This is a genomic window from Ideonella sp. (genome assembly GCF_044358605.1).
GTDB lineage: Bacteria > Pseudomonadota > Gammaproteobacteria > Burkholderiales > Burkholderiaceae_C > Ideonella.
Window position 1 is genome coordinate 22,389 of the sequence record NZ_JBIKNQ010000054.1, and the last position, 16,779, is coordinate 39,167.

At 63.8% G+C, this 16,779-nt stretch carries 16 protein-coding genes; 13 read left to right on the top strand and 3 right to left on the bottom strand.

Annotated elements, in window-relative coordinates; genetic code table 11:
• Positions 1 to 41: 41 nt before the first annotated feature.
• The 3 genes from ACIQ3Q_RS17350 to ACIQ3Q_RS17360 are packed head-to-tail and all read right to left on the bottom strand — an operon-like array spanning position 42 to position 2,887.
• A complete protein-coding gene (locus ACIQ3Q_RS17350) occupies positions 42 to 500 on the bottom strand; it encodes a DUF494 family protein (protein ID WP_396270427.1) in 459 nt (152 codons plus the stop codon).
• Between the two features lie 50 nt (positions 501 to 550).
• Positions 551 to 1,675 carry a DNA-processing protein DprA gene (gene dprA / locus ACIQ3Q_RS17355; RefSeq protein WP_396270428.1) on the bottom strand — a complete coding sequence of 375 codons (1,125 nt, stop codon included), beginning with the start codon at positions 1,673 to 1,675 and terminating at the stop codon, positions 551 to 553.
• Positions 1,676 to 1,690: 15 nt separating this feature from the next.
• Positions 1,691 to 2,887 carry a LysM peptidoglycan-binding domain-containing protein gene (locus ACIQ3Q_RS17360; protein ID WP_396270429.1) on the bottom strand — a complete coding sequence of 399 codons (1,197 nt, stop codon included), beginning with the start codon at positions 2,885 to 2,887 and terminating at the stop codon, positions 1,691 to 1,693.
• Between the two features lie 272 nt (positions 2,888 to 3,159).
• On the opposite strand from ACIQ3Q_RS17360, the gene def reads away from it, so the two are divergent.
• The 13 genes from def to ACIQ3Q_RS17425 all read left to right on the top strand — a co-directional run.
• Positions 3,160 to 3,672: a peptide deformylase gene (gene def, locus ACIQ3Q_RS17365; protein ID WP_396270430.1), complete on the top strand. Its 513-nt coding sequence runs from the start codon at positions 3,160 to 3,162 to the stop codon at positions 3,670 to 3,672.
• On the top strand, positions 3,669 to 4,655 hold the full coding sequence (gene fmt / locus ACIQ3Q_RS17370) for a methionyl-tRNA formyltransferase (protein WP_396270431.1): 987 nt from the start codon (positions 3,669 to 3,671) through the stop codon (positions 4,653 to 4,655). Before def ends, fmt begins: the two co-directional genes overlap by 4 nt.
• A 74-nt stretch (positions 4,656 to 4,729) precedes the next feature.
• A complete protein-coding gene (gene htpX / locus ACIQ3Q_RS17375) occupies positions 4,730 to 5,584 on the top strand; it encodes a zinc metalloprotease HtpX (RefSeq protein WP_396270432.1) in 855 nt (284 codons plus the stop codon).
• A gap of 131 nt (positions 5,585 to 5,715) precedes the next feature.
• On the top strand, positions 5,716 to 6,162 hold the full coding sequence (locus ACIQ3Q_RS17380; RefSeq protein WP_396270433.1) for a hypothetical protein: 447 nt from the start codon (positions 5,716 to 5,718) through the stop codon (positions 6,160 to 6,162).
• A gap of 91 nt (positions 6,163 to 6,253) precedes the next feature.
• Positions 6,254 to 6,985 (top strand): AzlC family ABC transporter permease, encoded by a 732-nt coding sequence (locus ACIQ3Q_RS17385; protein ID WP_396270434.1) that lies wholly within the window; start codon positions 6,254 to 6,256, stop codon positions 6,983 to 6,985.
• Positions 6,982 to 7,314 (top strand): AzlD domain-containing protein, encoded by a 333-nt coding sequence (locus ACIQ3Q_RS17390; RefSeq protein WP_396270435.1) that lies wholly within the window; start codon positions 6,982 to 6,984, stop codon positions 7,312 to 7,314. Before ACIQ3Q_RS17385 ends, ACIQ3Q_RS17390 begins: the two co-directional genes overlap by 4 nt.
• A gap of 37 nt (positions 7,315 to 7,351) precedes the next feature.
• Positions 7,352 to 8,545: a phosphoglycerate kinase gene (locus ACIQ3Q_RS17395; protein WP_396270436.1), complete on the top strand. Its 1,194-nt coding sequence runs from the start codon at positions 7,352 to 7,354 to the stop codon at positions 8,543 to 8,545.
• An 80-nt stretch (positions 8,546 to 8,625) separates the two neighbouring features.
• On the top strand, positions 8,626 to 9,633 hold the full coding sequence (locus tag ACIQ3Q_RS17400) for an acyltransferase family protein (RefSeq protein WP_396270437.1): 1,008 nt from the start codon (positions 8,626 to 8,628) through the stop codon (positions 9,631 to 9,633).
• 115 nt (positions 9,634 to 9,748) lie between these two features.
• On the top strand, positions 9,749 to 12,052 hold the full coding sequence (locus ACIQ3Q_RS17405; protein WP_396270438.1) for an NADP-dependent malic enzyme: 2,304 nt from the start codon (positions 9,749 to 9,751) through the stop codon (positions 12,050 to 12,052).
• Positions 12,053 to 12,183: 131 nt separating this feature from the next.
• A complete protein-coding gene (pyk, locus tag ACIQ3Q_RS17410) occupies positions 12,184 to 13,614 on the top strand; it encodes a pyruvate kinase (protein ID WP_396270439.1) in 1,431 nt (476 codons plus the stop codon).
• A gap of 228 nt (positions 13,615 to 13,842) precedes the next feature.
• Positions 13,843 to 14,907, top strand: a complete 1,065-nt coding sequence (fba, locus tag ACIQ3Q_RS17415) for a class II fructose-bisphosphate aldolase (protein WP_396270440.1) — start codon at positions 13,843 to 13,845, stop codon at positions 14,905 to 14,907.
• A gap of 125 nt (positions 14,908 to 15,032) precedes the next feature.
• On the top strand, positions 15,033 to 15,929 hold the full coding sequence (locus tag ACIQ3Q_RS17420) for a phosphoribosylaminoimidazolesuccinocarboxamide synthase (RefSeq protein ID WP_396270441.1): 897 nt from the start codon (positions 15,033 to 15,035) through the stop codon (positions 15,927 to 15,929).
• A gap of 9 nt (positions 15,930 to 15,938) precedes the next feature.
• Positions 15,939 to 16,779 (top strand): hypothetical protein (locus ACIQ3Q_RS17425; RefSeq protein ID WP_396270442.1); only part of this gene is annotated, 841 nt, incomplete at its 3' end.

The following is a 16,779-nucleotide window of genomic DNA, read 5'->3' on the forward strand; positions in this document are numbered from 1 at the left end:
ACTTGCTCCGTGCCCTTGCGCAGGGGCAGTCTTCACTGACTTCAGTGAATCAGACGATCTTCCGGGGCGACAAACAGTTCGTCCAAGATCAACGCGTCGGGCTCTTCGCCCAAGCTCCAAAACACCATCAGGACGATGATCTTCAGGTCATCCAGATCGAGTGGGCCTGTGCCCGCAGCCCATGCGCGGTCGATCACAAACTCACGCAGCGCGGGGGTGAGCACACCGGCAGACTCCAAGAAGCTGATGAAGGCGATGCATTCCACGCCCAACTGCTCTTGCTCTTGGGGCGCGTAGAGGCGCAGGCTGCGCGACGATGATTCGTCCAACAAGGCGCGCGATTGAGCATGCCCGTGCAGGCCCGACAACCAGCTCAGCGCCTCCTGAATGTCGTCAGACTCAAACCCCACAGCGGACAGCTTGCGGGTGAGTTGATCGGGCTCGGGGCAGGCGTCAGGTCGCCAGTAGTTTTCGTACAGGTAGACCAGAACTTCAAACATGATGCGGCCCACTATACCCGAGGCCGCCAGCCTTCGGGCCAAGCGAGATCTCAGGCCTGGCCGCAGCGTTGAAAGTAGCCGCCGGGAAGCCTGGCCACCAAGCCAGACAGCTCCAAGGCCAAGAGCTGAGCCGAAAGAGTGGCGGCGGGCCAACCGGTACGCGCGACCAGCGCATCCAGCGACATCGGGTCCTGCCCCAAAGCCACGAGCAAGGGGTCGGTGGGCTCAGGGCTCCTTGTCTGTGGTGCTGCGGCCCTTGCCGAGCGTTGTGGGGTCTGCGCCAGCAGCGCTGTCTGGGCACGCAACTCCTGCAGAATATCTTCACCGGTCTCGACCAGCTTAGCGCCCTGCTGTATCAGGCGATGGCAGCCTTTGGCCACGGGCGAATGAATGGAGCCGGGAATGGCGAACACCTCCCGCCCACACTCGGAGGCCATGCGCGCAGTGATCAGCGAGCCCGATTGAACGGCAGCCTCCACCACCAATGTTCCCAAGGACAAGCCTGCAATGATGCGATTGCGCTGCGGGAAATTGATGGGCAAGGGCGGTGTACCCGGCGCAAACTCGGTCAGCAACAAGCCTTCCAGGGCAATGCGCTCGCCAAGCTTTTGATGCCGGCGCGGGTACAACTGCTCTGGCCCGGTGCCCATCACCGCGATGGTGCTTCCGTGCCCACTCAAACCGCCCTCGTGAGCGGCCCCATCAATGCCAGCCGCCAAGCCAGAAACGATGCACAGACCGGCATCGCTGAGGTGCTTGGCAAAGGCCCTGGCGTTTTCAACACCCTGGGCGGTGGCATGGCGACTGCCGACGATGGCCAAGCAGGGTTGCTGTAGCAAGCCGATGTTGCCGCGGCAAAAAAGCAAAAATGGAGGATCAGCCGTTTGCAACAAGGTCGAAGGATAGGCCGCCTCGCCCAGTGCAATGACATGAGCCCCGGCGGTGCTGGCCTGCCACTGCAGGCCTTGCTCAACCATCTGCTGCGCCAAATCGCTGGGCTGGGCCAAGGCCTTGGCGGCTTCGGCGCCGCCGACCTCACGCCAGGCGCCGGGGCCTGCGTCCAAGACGGCCTGAGGCGACCCAAAGGCCGCCAGCAAGCGTCGCACGGCCGCAGCCCCCAGGCCCGCGCGTGGGGTCAAGCACAACCAGGCTTCCAGCTCTTTGCCGTCGGCCATGGTCTGTCAGCGTCCTCAGGGCTGGCTGAAGCGATCGCCGGCCTGCACGGGCTGCTCAGCCTGCAGGATCAGGGCGTAGGAGACGCGCTCGAACACGCGGAACACAAACAAGGTACCGTGGCGTTCATCAGGGATGGCCAGCGTCGCGCGGTCGCCGGTGGTCGAGTCGCGCTTGATGCCGCCCTTGGCCCAAAGCGCCAACACATGGCCGCGCTCCATTCCGTCTTGGGCACCTCGGTTGATGGCGACGATTTGGTTTTGGCCGGCCACTTGACCGTCGCCATAGATCGAGACGACGCGGCCCTCAACTGACGCATTGGGGCTGTGCGGCGCAAAAGCCTCAGTGTCGCGGGCCGGCAGCGGGGCCAAGCGCACGCCGACATCGGCCTCTTCGCGCAGGCTGGTGACCCGAATGCTGTGCGGCACGACCAAGTCCTTGCCTCCAGAGCCTAGGCCCGTACCCGCAGTCGCCTCACCACGGCGAATGACCTCGGCCACCCCGACGTGACGAGCCTCATAGCCCAGCACACGGCCAGTTTGCGGGTCACGCAAGGGCTTGGGCGTGCGGAACATCTGCCAGTTGCGTGCGGCGTCTACGTCGCCACGGACGTAAGCCACTTCGCCCTTGGAGACCAGCATCCGACCGGCCTGGGTGGCCACCACTCGGGGAGCAGACTCCAGCTCATTGCCGTCAAACACCACCGCATCCGTCAGGAAGGGGCCGATCAAGTGCATGGGGACAGAGGCAATCGCCCCCAGGGTCAAGGGCTCGGCACGAATGCTGGGGCTGAGCTTGGTGACGCCTGCTTCAGCGCCTGCGCTCCCGGGGCCACCGACTTGGCGGCCCATGCGCAACACGGCTTTACCGTCTGCGGTGCGCTCTAACACCAAAATCTGCCCTGGGTAAATCAGGTGAGGGTTGCGGACGGCAGCCTTGTTCATGCCCCACAACTCGGGCCAGCGCCAGGGCGACTTCAGGAACAGCTTGGAGATGTCCCACAGCGTGTCGCCACGCTTGACCGTGTAGCTGTCGGGGGCATTGGCGGCCAACTCGGACAGCGGAATGCCCGCTTCGGCAACCTTGTCTGCGGTCGCCTGCTGCTGTGCGGAGACGCCTTGCGCCAGGGCTGGAGTGCAGACTGCGAACAGCGCCAACACAGCGCTGAGGCCCAGCGAAAAGGCAAAAGGTGGACGGTGATTGAATCGGCTCATGGTGTGTCGCTCCCGGGCAATGAGCCGGAAATTCTGGGCAGTGCAACAATTCCGGGTGTGGACCCCGGTGCGATTCTTGACGGGGTGTGCACATAACCACCCGCTGAAATGCTGAGAAAGCTCCGCAAATTCTGCCCCTAAAGCCTTGATGCCGCAATGAAACAAGGGTCGCCAATGAGAAACCATTCGCGTCTTTGACCGGGATAACACCCGCTCGTTGTGTCGCCTCAACATCCTGCCCAGGCCTTGCCAGGCCGCAACCGTGCTGATTCATGGCTCTTCTGAACATTCTCCGCTATCCCGATCCCCGCCTGCACAAGGTGGCCGCACCCATTGCCCAGGTCGATGACCGAATTCGCACATTGGCCGCCGACATGCTGGAAACCATGTACGCCGCTGAGGGGGTGGGCCTGGCCGCCACCCAGGTCGATGTGCATGAGCGCCTCATCGTGATGGACACCTCTGAGGACCACGATCAACCCTTGGTCTTGATCAACCCCGAGTTGATCGCGGTGAGCGACGAGATGATGTTGGGCGACGAAGGCTGCCTCTCGGTGCCCACCATTTACGACAAAGTTGAGCGGCATGCCCGGGTGACGGTCAAAGCACTGGATCGCAACGGCAAGCCCTTTCAGTTTGACGCCGAAGGCTTGGCCTCGGTCTGCGTGCAGCACGAGATGGACCATTTGCGCGGCAAAGTGTTTGTCGAATACCTCAGCCTGCTCAAGCGCGAGCGCATCAAGGTCAAGATGATCAAGCGCACCCGCGACGAGCAAAAGCCATGAGCGTGGCTGCTGCGGGCCCTGCGTTACGGGTTGCTTTTGCAGGCACGCCGGAGTTTGCGGCAGTGGCTTTGAAGGCCATCCATGCCGCAGGGTTTGAGGTGCCCTTGGTGCTGACCCAGCCCGACCGGCCAGCGGGCCGCGGCATGAAGCTGCAGGCCTCGCCCGTCAAGCAGGCGGCGCTGGAATGGGGCGTGCCGGTGGCTCAGCCGCGCAGTTTGCGTCTGGACGGCAAGTACCCCGAGGACGCCTTGGCCGCTCAGCAGGCCCTGCAAGCGGCGGTGCCCGATGTGCTGGTGGTGGCCGCCTATGGCCTGATCTTGCCGGCCTGGGTGTTGGAGCTGCCGCGCTGCGGTTGCCTCAACATCCATGCCTCGCTGCTGCCGCGCTGGCGCGGTGCGGCGCCCATCCACCGTGCGATCGAAGCCGGTGACGCCCAAACCGGCATCACCCTGATGCAGATGGATGAAGGCCTGGACACCGGGGCCATGCTGGCCATGGAGCGCCTGGACATCCAGGCCCAACACACCACAGCCAGCTTGCATGACGAGTTAGCGGCCATGGGCGGGCGCATGGTGGTGGTGGCCTTGCAGCAGTTGCGGGCCGGGCCTTTGGCCACCACGCCGCAACCCAGCGAAGGCATCACCTACGCGCACAAGATCGAAAAGTCAGAAGCCGCGCTGGATTGGACACAGCCAGCCGAGGTGATCGCCCGCCGCATCCGAGCGTTTGACCCCTTCCCTGGGGTGAGTTTTGACTGCGCTGGGGAGTCCGTCAAAGTCTGGCAAGCGACGGTGCTGCCCGGCTTGCACGGCCAGCCCGGTCAGGTGTTGGACGCCCAAGGCGACCGCTTCATTGTGGCCTGCGGCCAAGGCGCGCTGGCGCTGCAGCAGGTGCAGCGCCCTGGCGGCCGGCGCGGGCCGATTGCCGCCTTCTTGCAGGGGCGCCCCGGTTTGGCGGGCCAGTCGCTGCGGCAGGCGGATTGAACTTTGCGGGTTCGCCCGCATCTCAATAGGTGGTGGGCTCCTCCATGCCCACGTATCTCCAAGGAGTTCTCGGCATGTTCAATCTGATGAAAACCGCCATCCTGATGGCGGCCATCACCGCGCTGTTCATGGTCATCGGCCAGTTGCTGGGGGGCCAGACGGGCATGATGATCGCGCTCGCGGTGGCGGTGGGCATGAACTTCTACAGCTACTGGTTCTCGGACAAGATGGTGCTGCGCATGTACAACGCGCAGGAGGTCGATGCCCAGAGCGCGCCGCAGTTCTATCGCATGGTGCAAGAGCTGGCCGAGCGGGCGCAGATGCCCATGCCGCGCGTCTACCTGATCAACGAGCAAGCGCCCAATGCCTTTGCCACCGGCCGCAACCCCGAGAACGCGGCGGTGGCGGCCACCACCGGCATGTTGCGGGTGCTCAACGAGCGCGAGCTGCGCGGCGTCATGGCCCACGAACTGGCCCATGTGAAGAACCGCGACATCCTGATCTCCACCATCAGCGCCACCATGGCCGGTGCCATCTCCATGCTGGCCAACTTCGGCATGATGTTGGGCGGCCGCGACAGCGAAGGCCGACCGGCCAACCCCCTTGTGTCCATCTTGGTGATGTTCCTGGCGCCTTTGGCTGCCAGCGTCATTCAAATGGCCATCAGCCGCGCGCGCGAGTTTGAGGCCGACCGTGGCGGGGCCGAGATCTCGGGCGACCCCGCAGCCTTGGCGTCCGCCCTCCAAAAAATCCAACGCGTGGCCCAGGGTGTGCCCCTGGAGGCCACCGAGCGCCACCCAGAGACGGCGCAGATGATGATCATGAACCCGCTGTCGGGTGGCGGGCTGCGCGGCTTGTTCTCTACGCACCCGGCCACCGAAGAACGCGTCGAGCGCCTCTTGGCCATGGCGCAGAGCATGGGGCGCTGAGCGGCGGTTCGCCGTCACCAGCTGTTGCAGGGCAGGGCGCATCGCTCCCTCAAGCGGCAGCTGCCTGTGGCCGATAAGACCTCAGAGGCACCCTCACGGTGCCACGTCCTTCGGCTCTCTGGTTCACCGCCATGCGTTCACCTCTCTTGTCGCTTGCTCTGCTGGCCTCTGCCCTGACCTTGGGTGGTTGCGACATGCTGGGCATTGAGTCGGCCACTGTGGTCGCTGAAAAACGCAACGCCGAGGGCAAGGCCTTGGGGGCCGCCTGCCGCCACGCCGGGCGAGCCATAGAAGACTGCTACACGCTGAACAAAAAGTCGGACAAAGCCGCCATGTACACCGGCTGGCGAGAAATGGACGACTACATGCGCGAGAACAAGCTGGAGCCGGTCATTCCGGTGGTGCCGCGCGACCCGCCCAAGCCCAAGCCTAAGCCGCCCGTTGACGGCGAAGAGGGCGATGGCCACGGTGCGGCCTCCGACGGGCAGGCGGCCGGCGACGACAAGGCTGCCGACAAAGCGGACGACAAGTCCGCTGACAAATCCACGCCTAAGTCCGCCAGCAAAGCGGCCCACTGAGGCGCTCCAACGGGGCCGTGGCCTGCGGCCTTCAGCGCTCCTGTCGCGATGTTGCAGCCGTGAGCGCTGCGCGTCATAGGACAATGGCGGGATGCATTCCCTGCCCTCTGTCTTGGCCCTGCGCCATCATCCTGAGTTTGAGCGCGGTGCCCGCGATATGGCGTCTGCAGCGCTGGGCATTGGTGCCTGGGGTTTGGTGACCGGGGTGGCCATGGTCAAGTCGGGCCTGGGTGTACCGCTCTCCTTGGCCATGACCTTTCTGGTTTTTGCGGGCAGCGCCCAACTGGCCTCGCTGCCCTTGATCATCGCCGGCGCCCCTGTCTGGCTGATCTGGGCCACCGCCACCTGCGTCAACCTGCGCTTTGTGATCTTTAGCGCCGGCCTGCGGCCCTACTTCGCCCACTTGCCGCTGAAGCGCCGCCTGACGTTGGGCTATTTCACGGGTGACTTGAACTACATCTTCTTCCAGCGGCGCTTTCCCGACCCCGAGCCCGCCGACGGCCAGGAGGCCTATTTTTGGGGCAGCGTGGCCACCAACTGGGTGGCCTGGCAGACCTTCTCGGTGGCGGGCATTTTGCTCGCCAACGTGATCCCACCGCACTGGGGCCTGGGCTACGCCGGGGTGCTGGCGCTGCTGGGTATTACCGCCTCTTTGCTGACCACCTCCACCACCTGGGCGGCGGCGGGCGTGGCGGCTGTGGCGGCGGTGGCCTCTTATGGCTTGCCACTGAAGCTGCACATCGTGGTGGCCATTGTCGCGGCCATCGTCACCGGCCTGGCCCTGGAGCAATGGCAGCGCCGCCGGCGAGGAGTTTCCCCATGAATGAATGGATGGCGCTCTTCACCATCTTGGGTTTGGCAGTGATCACCGTGCTGTGCCGCAGCTTTTTTCTCATCCCCAAGACCGACCTGCCCATGCCCGATTGGCTGCGCGACGCCCTGCGTTACGCGCCCTTGGCGGCACTGGTGGCCATCGTGGTGCCTGAAACCGTGCTGACCCAAGGCCAGCTGATCCAGACGTGGCAGGACCCACGCCTTTTTGCCGCGGCGGCGGGCCTGGCTTGGTATGTGCTGCGCAAAGGCATTCTGGGCACCATTGTGTGCGGCACCACGGTGCTGCTGGTGCTGCGCCTGGGCCTGGGCTGGACCTGATTTTTGATTTGTTTTTGAACCTCAAGAGGAGATTGCCATGAAAGTGATTCGATTCGCCGATCTGGTGGCCCAAGGCCAAGTTGCCGGCAAGCGGGTGTTCATCCGTGCCGACCTGAACGTGCCGCAAGACGACGCCGGCAACATCACCGAAGACACGCGCGTGCGAGCCTCGGTGCCCTGCATCGAAATGGCGCTCAAGGCCGGTGCGGCCGTGATGGTCACCTCCCACCTGGGCCGCCCCACCGAGGGCGAGTTCAAGCCCGAGGATTCGCTGGCCCCGGTGGCCAAGCGCATGGGCGAGTTGCTGGGTCGCGAGGTCAAGCTGCTGGCCAACTGGGTGGACGGCGTGCAAGTCGCCCCAGGCGAGGTGGTGATGCTGGAGAACTGCCGCGTCAACAAGGGTGAAAAGAAGAACAACGAAGAACTCGCCAAGAAAATGGCGGCGCTCTGCGACATCTTTGTGCACGACGCCTTTGGCACCGCCCACCGCGCCGAGGCCTCGACCTACGGCATTGCCCAGTTCGCCCCCATCGCCTGCGCAGGCCCCTTGCTGGCGGCCGAAATCGACGCCATCTCCAAGGCCTTGGCCAACCCCAAGCGCCCCTTGGTCGCCATCGTGGCCGGCTCCAAGGTCAGCACCAAGCTCACCATCTTGCAAGCATTGGCCAAGAACGTGGACGGCCTGATCGTGGGTGGCGGCATAGCCAACACCTTCATGCTGGCTGCGGGCCTGAAGATCGGCAAGAGCCTGGCCGAGCCCGACCTGCTGGGCGAAGCCACAGCCGTCATCGCGGCCATGAAGGCCCGTGGCGCTGAAGTGCCGATTCCTGAAGACGTGGTCTGCGCCAAGCGCTTTGCGGCGGATGCCGAAGCCACCGTCAAGGCCGCGACGGACGTCGCCGACGACGACCTGATTCTGGACATCGGCCCCAAGACAGCGGCCAAGTTGGCGGCACAGTTGAAGGCCGCTGGCACCATCGTCTGGAATGGCCCCGTGGGCGTGTTCGAGTTCGAGGCCTTTGAAGGCGGCACCAAGGCCATCGCCGAGGCCATTGCCCAGAGCAGCGCCTTCAGCATTGCGGGCGGTGGCGACACCCTGGCTGCCATTGCCAAGTACGGCATTGAGAAGCAAGTGGGCTACATCTCCACCGGCGGCGGCGCCTTCTTGGAGGTGTTGGAAGGCAAGACTCTGCCGGCTTTCGAGATCCTCAGCAAGCGCGCAGCCGGCTGAGAGCGCGGAGGGCTCTAGGGCATGCTCGGCAGGCCCTAGAGCTTCCTGCGTGCTCCGCAGGGCCACATGGACGAGCTGCAATGACTGAGCGCCACAACAACTTCAACATGCTCAGGCTGGTGTTTGCCAGCATGGTCATCTTGTCGCACGTGCCCGAATTGCAGGACGGCCATCGACAGCGAGAACTGCTGACCCAGGTTTTCGGAACGCTGTCGTTCGGCGAGTTGGCCGTTGACAGTTTTTTCGTGCTCAGCGGCTACTTGGTGAGCAAGAGCTGGATGGCGCGTCCTGTGGCCCGCACCTACTTGGCCGCGCGGCTGCTGCGCATCTTCCCCGGCTTTGCGGTGGCGTCGCTGGTGTGCGCTTTGCTGATTGGGCCCCTCTATGGCGGGCCTGCTTACTTTGAGCAGTTCAACCCACTGCGTTACGCCTGGACCTGGGCCACGCTGGCGCCGCCGTCCACGCCGCCCGTGTTTGCCGACACACCCTACCCCTTGCTGAATGCGTCCTTGTGGACGATTCGGTACGAGTTCTTCTGCTACCTGATGGTGTTGGCCCTGGGGCTTGTGTTCCCGTCTCGACAGGCCAAGATGTGGCTGGCGCTGGCCGGCGTGTTGGCCGCCGCCTTCATCACGATGCGCCTGGGCTGGTGGGCGCCGCCAGCACCCATGGTGGAGAACCTGGTCCGCTGCGGCATGGTTTTTTCGGCTGGCGCTTGCTTCGCGCGGTTTGAGTCGCGCTGGGTTTGGTCTGGCCCCGGGGCATGGCTGGCTTTGGGGGTGTGGTTGTTGTTGATGCCCTTGAACGCACTGGCCGAAGTGGCCACGGCCTGGTGCTGGGGTTATGCACTCTTGGTTTATGCCAAGCAGGGGGCCGGCCTGCAGGCCTTCAATCGGCTGCCCGATATGTCGTATGGCACCTACCTTTACGCGTGGCCCATCAACAAAATCTTGCTCTGGCACTGGCCTGACATGGCCACGCCCTTGTGTTTTGGCCTGACCTTGGGCCTGTCATTGGGGGCGGGGGCGTTGAGTTGGCACTGGGTTGAACGCCCTGCGTTGAGGCTGAAGCAGCGATTCTGGGCCTGACGATTCTGGAACGAGTCGGTCATTGGGTCATGCAAAAACAGCATGATGTGGGCCTTACGGATGGGGTGTTTGGCGACCGGGCCTACAGTGCCATCTCCCAAGGAGACCACACCGCATGACCTCAAAAAACCTGAGCGCCGCTGAGCAAGCGCTGCGCGATGCCGCCCTCGACTATCACCGCACGCCCACCCGCGGCAAGATCGCGGTCAATGCCACCAAGCCGCTGTCCAACCAGCGCGACCTGAGCCTGGCCTATTCGCCCGGCGTGGCCTATGCCTGCTTAGCGATTGAGGAAGACCCCTCGCTGGCAGCCGAGTACACCTCGCGCGCCAACCTGGTGGGCGTGATCACCAATGGCACGGCGGTGCTGGGCCTGGGCAATATTGGCCCCTTGGCCGGCAAGCCGGTGATGGAGGGCAAGGGCTGCTTGTTCAAGAAGTTTGCCGGCATCGATGTGTTCGACATCGAGCTGGCCGAGAACGACCCCGACAAGCTGGTTGAGATCATCGCCGCCATGGAGCCCACGCTGGGCGGCGTGAACCTGGAAGACATCAAGGCCCCCGAGTGCTTCTACATCGAGAAGCAGTTGCGCGAGCGCATGAACATCCCCGTCTTCCACGACGACCAGCACGGCACAGCCATCATCTCGGGCGCCGCCTTGCTCAATGGCTTGGAGCTGGTGGGCAAGAAGATTGACGAGGTCAAGCTGGCGGTGTCGGGTGCGGGTGCCGCAGCCATTGCCTGCCTGGACCTGATGGTGGGCCTGGGCGTCAAGCCGTCCAATATCTTCGTTTGCGACTCCAAGGGCGTGATCCGCGCAGGCCGGGGCGACAAGCTGGATGAATCCAAACAGCGCTATTGCCAAAACACCATCGCCCAAACGCTGGCCGATGTGGTGGATGGGGCGGATGTGTTCCTGGGCTGTTCGGCCGCCGGGGTGCTGACGGCCGAGATGGTCAAGACCATGGCCAGCCAGCCCATCATCCTGGCGCTGGCCAACCCAGAGCCCGAGATTCGGCCTGAGCTGGCCAAGGAAGTGCGCCCGGACTGCATCATTGCCACCGGGCGCTCGGACTACCCCAACCAGGTCAACAACGTCCTGTGCTTCCCCTACATCTTCCGGGGCGCGCTGGACTGCGGTGCGACCCGAATCACCGAGGCCATGAAGCTGGCCTGTGTGCGCGAGATTGCCGCCCTGGCCAAGGCCGAGGCCTCGGACGAAGTGGCTGCCGCCTACGCCGGCAAAGAGCTGAAGTTCGGGCCGGAATACCTGATCCCCACGCCTTTTGATGCGCGGCTGATTTTGCGCATTGCCCCGGCGGTCGCCAAGGCTGCCGAAGAGAGTGGTGTGGCCACTCGGCCCATCACCGACATGGACGCCTATCGCCAGTCGCTGAGCCGCTTTGTCTCGCAGACGGGCATGCTGATGCGCCCGGTCTTCATGGCGGCCAAGGCCGCACCGGCCCGTGTGCTCTACGCCGAAGGTGAAGACGAGCGCGTGCTGCGTGCGGTGCAGGTGGTGTTGGACGAAGGCCTGGCCAAGCCCATCTTGGTGGGCCGCCCGGCGGTGATTGCCATGCGCATTGAGCGCGCGGGCCTGCGCCTCAAGCCGGGCGTGGACTTCGAGGTGGTGGACCCGGAAAACGACCCGCGCTTCCGCGACTGTTGGGAGGGCTACCACCGCTTGATGGGCCGCGATGGCGTCTCGCCCGAGACGGCCAAGTCGGCGCTGCGCCGCTCCAACACCCTGATCGCCAGCATGCTGCTCAAACGTGGTGATGCCGACGCCATGTTGTGTGGCTTGGTCGGTCGCTTTGATGCCCACTTTGAGCATGTCAAAACGGTGATCGGCGCGCGCCACGAGGGCGGCGTGATGGCCACCATGAACGCGCTGATGCTGGAGCAGCACACGCTCTTCATCACCGACACCTTTGTCAACGAGGAACCCAGCGCGGCCGAGTTGGCCCAAATTGCGCAGATGGCCGCCGACGAAGTGCAGCGCTTTGGCTTCCCGGCCAAGGTGGCGTTCTTGAGTCACTCCATGTACGGCTCCTCCAGCCGGGGTTCAGCCAAGCGCATGCGTGCAGCCCGCAACCTGTTTGTGCAGCAGGCCCCGCACATCGAGTGCGACGGCGAGATGCATGGCGATGCGGCGCTGTCTGAAACCATCCGCCAGGCTGTGCTGCCCGAGACCACGCTGAAGGGCTCGGCCAATCTGCTGGTGCTGCCCAATATTGACGCGGCGAACATCTTGTTCAACGTGCTGAAGGTGACGGGCAGCCATGGCGTCACGGTGGGACCCATCCTGTTGGGGGCGGCGGCGCCGGTTCATGTGCTGACGCCCTCGGCCACCATGCGTCGGGTGGTCAATATGACGGCCTTGGCCGTGGCGGATGTGGCGGCTGCCGCCAAACGCTGAGCCCGCGGGCAGCGCTCCTAGGCGCCCCGGTAACCTAACGGTAACCCCCGAGGGGCTGGGGCTGCGTATGATGGGATGCTGACAACAGCCCTTCAGTCCCCTGAAGGGCAATACTTTCGGAGACTCCTTGCATGCCCCGTGCCACCAAAATCGTTGCCACCCTCGGCCCAGCCTCTAGCGACCCCGAGGTGCTGGAGCGGCTGCTGCGGGCCGGCGTAGATGTGGTGCGCCTGAACTTCAGCCACGGCAAGGCGCAGGACCATATCGACCGTGCCAACTTGGTGCGGGCCTGTGCGGCGCGGGTGGGCAAGCCCATTGCGCTGATGGCCGATTTGCAAGGCCCCAAGATCCGCGTCGGCAAGTTTGCCGAGGGGCGCGTGATGCTGGAAAACGGCATGCCCTTTGTGCTGGACGCTGCGCGCACCGAACCCGGTGACATCAACGGCGTGGGCCTGGACTACAAAGAGCTGCCGCGTGATGTGAAGCCCGGTGATGTGCTGCTGCTCAACGACGGCCTGATCGTGCTGACGGTGGACCGAGTGCAGGGCGAGCAGGTCCACACCTTGGTGAAGATCGGCGGCGAGCTCTCCAACAACAAGGGCATCAACAAGCAAGGTGGCGGTCTGACGGCACCCGCACTGACCGGCAAGGACATGGACGACATTCGCACGGCGATGAGCTTCCAGTGCGACTACCTGGCGGTCAGCTTCCCCAAGAACGCCACCGACATGGAGATGGCGCGCCAACTGGCCAATGTGGCGGGCGAGCCCTATCGCCACAAGCCCTGCATGATTGCCAAGATCGAGCGCTCAGAGGCCATTCCGCACCTCGAAGCCATCTTGCGTGCCAGCGACGGCATCATGGTGGCGCGTGGCGACTTGGCGGTGGAAGTGGGCAATGCGGCGGTGCCAGCTCTGCAAAAGCGCATGATCAAGCTGGCGCGAGAGTTGGACAAGATCGCCATCACCGCCACTCAGATGATGGAGTCCATGATCCAAAACCCGGTGCCCACGCGTGCCGAAGTTTCGGACGTGGCCAATGCGGTGCTGGATGGCACGGACGCTGTGATGCTCAGCGCTGAGACGGCCGCAGGCAAGTACCCGGTCGAGACCGTGGAGCAAATGGCCCAAATCGCCCAAGAGGCGGAGCGTGCGGAAGACGTGCACCTGGACGCCGACTTCACCAACAAGCGCTTTGGCCGTATCGACCAATCTATCGCCATGGGCGCACTCTTCACCGCCCACCACTTGGGCTGTAAGGCCATCATCGCCCTGACTGAGTCGGGCTCGACGGCGCTGTGGATGAGCCGCCACAACATCCAGGTGCCTATCTTCGCCCTGACCACCAAGCCCACCTCGCAGTCCCGCATGGCGCTTTATCGCAATGTGCGGCCTATCTTGATGCCGACGTTCACGGACCGCGACCTTGCCTTGGCCGAGGCCGAGCGCATCTTGGTGGCCAGGGGGGCGTTGAAGCCCGGCGACACCTATGCCATCACCTGTGGCGAGCCCATGGGTTACCCCGGCGGTACGAATATGCTGAAGGTGTGCCGGGTGGATTGAGCCAGAAATGGTGCCCCCAAGCTCCCTGGCGGTCGCTACCCCCCAAGGGGGCTCTTGCAGCGGCCCGGCGAAGCCGGTTCCGCGCAAGGGGCTTGGTTAGCGTGCGGTATATGGGGGGGCGAGTGAAAGTGCAAGGTTGCTGAGGGGCATCCCTCGCTAGAATTGCCGGAGTTACAGCGCGGTTACGGGCTGCGTTGGTCGAATTCTTTCACTTCCTCGGGGTTTCCCATGCCACTCGTTTCCATGCGCGAACTGCTGGACCATGCTGCCGAAAACGGCTATGGCATTCCGGCCTTCAACGTCAACAACCTGGAGCAAGTCCAGGCCGTGATGGCGGCTGCCGATGAAGTCGGCGCGCCGGTCATCTTGCAAGCCAGCGCGGGTGCGCGCAAGTATGCGGGCGAGCCCTTCATCAAGCACCTGATCCAAGCGGCTGCAGAGATGTACCCGCACATCCCTTTGGTGATGCACCAAGACCACGGCACCAGCCCCAAGATCTGCCAAGGCGCGCTGGACCTGGGCTTTGGCTCGGTGATGATGGACGGCTCGCTGATGGAAGACGGCAAGACCCCGGCCGACTTCGACTACAACGTCCAAGTGACCCGTCAGGTCGTCGAGATGGCCCACCGCATCGGCGCCACCGTCGAGGGCGAGCTGGGTTGCCTGGGCAGCCTGGAAACCGGCGAAGCTGGTGAAGAAGACGGCGTGGGCGCCGTGGGCAAGCTGGACCACAGCCAGATGCTGACCGACCCCGAAGAGGCCGCTCAGTTTGTGAAAGCCACTCAGCTGGACGCGCTGGCCATTGCCATTGGCACCAGCCACGGCGCCTACAAATTCAGCCGCAAGCCCACGGGCGACATCCTGGCGATTCAGCGTGTCAAAGACATCAACGCCCGCATTCCCAACACCCATCTGGTGATGCACGGTTCGTCCTCGGTGCCCCAAGAGTTGCTGGCCATCATCAACCAGTACGGCGGCAAGATGAAAGAGACCTACGGCGTGCCGGTCGAAGAGATCCAGCAAGCCATTAAGTACGGCGTGCGCAAGATCAACATCGACACCGACATCCGCTTGGCCATGACCGGCGCGGTGCGTAAGTTCCTGGCCGAGAACCCCGACAAGTTCGACGCCCGTGAGTGGCTCAAGCCCGCCCGTGAGGCCGCCAAGCAGATCTGCAAGCAGCGCTATCTGGAATTCGGTTGCGAAGGCCAGGCCGCCAAGATCAAGGGCATGAGCTTGTCCGACATGGCTGGGCTCTACACCCGGGGCGCCTTGGCTCAGCAGGTGCGCTGAGAGCACCTGCGTTTCGCAGGGCCGAGAGGGTCGGCCCTGCCCTCCTCTTTTATGAGGAGGGTGCGTCAGGTGGCTGTCCGCTTGGGCGCCCTACAATCTCAGGCCTTTGAGACCTTGCCTGAGCCATGGACAACGCCCTGCACACCAGCTCCCTTCACTCTCTCCCGCTGCTGGCCAGTGGCAAGGTGCGTGACAACTATGCCGTCGGCCATGACCGGCTGCTGATGATCGCCACAGACCGCCTGTCGGCCTTCGATGTAGTGATGGGTGAGCCCATTCCCGGCAAGGGTGCGCTGTTGACCAAGATGGCGCTGTTCTGGTTTGACAAGCTGGGCCATGTCGTGCCCAACCACCTGACCGGCGAAGACCCTTTGAGCGTGGTGGCCGCCGACGAGCGCGCCCAAGTCGAGGGTCGCGCCATGTTGGTCAAGCGGCTCAAGCCGCTGCCCGTCGAGGCTGTGGTGCGAGGTTATCTCGCGGGTTCTGGCTGGAAAGAGTATCAACAGAACAAGCAGGTCTGTGGCGTGCCTCTGCCCGCTGGCTTGCAAAACGCCTCCAAGCTGCCCGAGCCCATCTTCACCCCAGCGACCAAGGCCGAGATGGGGGATCATGACGAGAACATCTCGTTTGCGCAGATGGTGTCCATCATCGGTGAAGACTTGGCCACGCGTGTGCGCGATGTCTCGATCCGCCTCTACAGCGAGGCAGCGGCCTACGCGCTGACCAAAGGCATCATCATTGCCGACACCAAGTTTGAATTTGGACTGGATGAGCAGGGCACCCTGACCCTGATGGACGAGGTGCTGACCCCAGACTCCTCGCGTTACTGGCCTGTGGAGGGCTGGAAAGAGGGCGCCAACCCGCCGAGCTACGACAAGCAGTTCGTACGGGATTGGTTGGAATCAGCGCAGGTGGACGGTGAGCCTTGGAACAAGCAAGCCCCGGCCCCTGCATTGCCTGCCGAAGTGACAGCGCATACCGCCAAGAAGTATCGGGAAGCGCTGCAGCGATTGGTGGGCTAAGGAGCATTGATGGTGGTTCCCCGTCTATTGCAGCAATTGGACCAAGCCTTTGCGCTGTCGGAGTCCTCGCTGGAGCGTGAGTGCCTGAAGGCCGAGCGGGTGGTGGCTATGGCCCGCTTAGGCATGATGGTGGAAGCGCGTATGGCGCTCGCCCAAGTCAAGGCGCAGCTCAAGCGCCAGACGGAGCCGCGTTTGCAGGGTTGGGCGACCTATGCCGAAGCCGTATTGACTTACACAGGGGATCATCACGCGCCGTCTATCCGAGGCATGTTTGCCCAGGCCAAGCAGTTCGCCATCACGGCAGGAGATCAAGGCCTTCAGGCGCACGCGAGCGTGTGGCTGGCGTCGCTGGATTTCCAAGATGGGCTATGGACCTCCTTTGCCGATGAGTTGATCTGGTCCATGCCTGAGCTCTGCGTGGGGTCTTCCGCACGCTTGGAGTTATTGATGGCGCGTGCTTACAGCTACGCGGGCCGGGCCGACCAGTCGGCAGGCTATTACCGTGCCGCCCACAGGCTGGCAGCCCTCGATGGCGATACCGCGATGATCGGTGCCATCATCTCCACCCGCATGACCTTTCAGACGGATGCGCTGGCGCTGGAAGATGCTTTTGGTCGCTGTGCCCCAGAGGCCGCGCGCCGCGTGATGATTGAAGTCGAATCCTCCGTCAACTTCAATGCGGGCATCGGCAAGGCCGACCGGGTGTCTTGGAACCCCATGCTGAAGGCCATGGTCTGTATGGCCATGAAGCGCTATGAGGAAGCCACGGCGCTCCTGGAAACCCATATGCGCAATGCCATGTCCGATGGCCTGGGCACGCACAGTGCCTACTTTCATGCGGCGAGAGCTT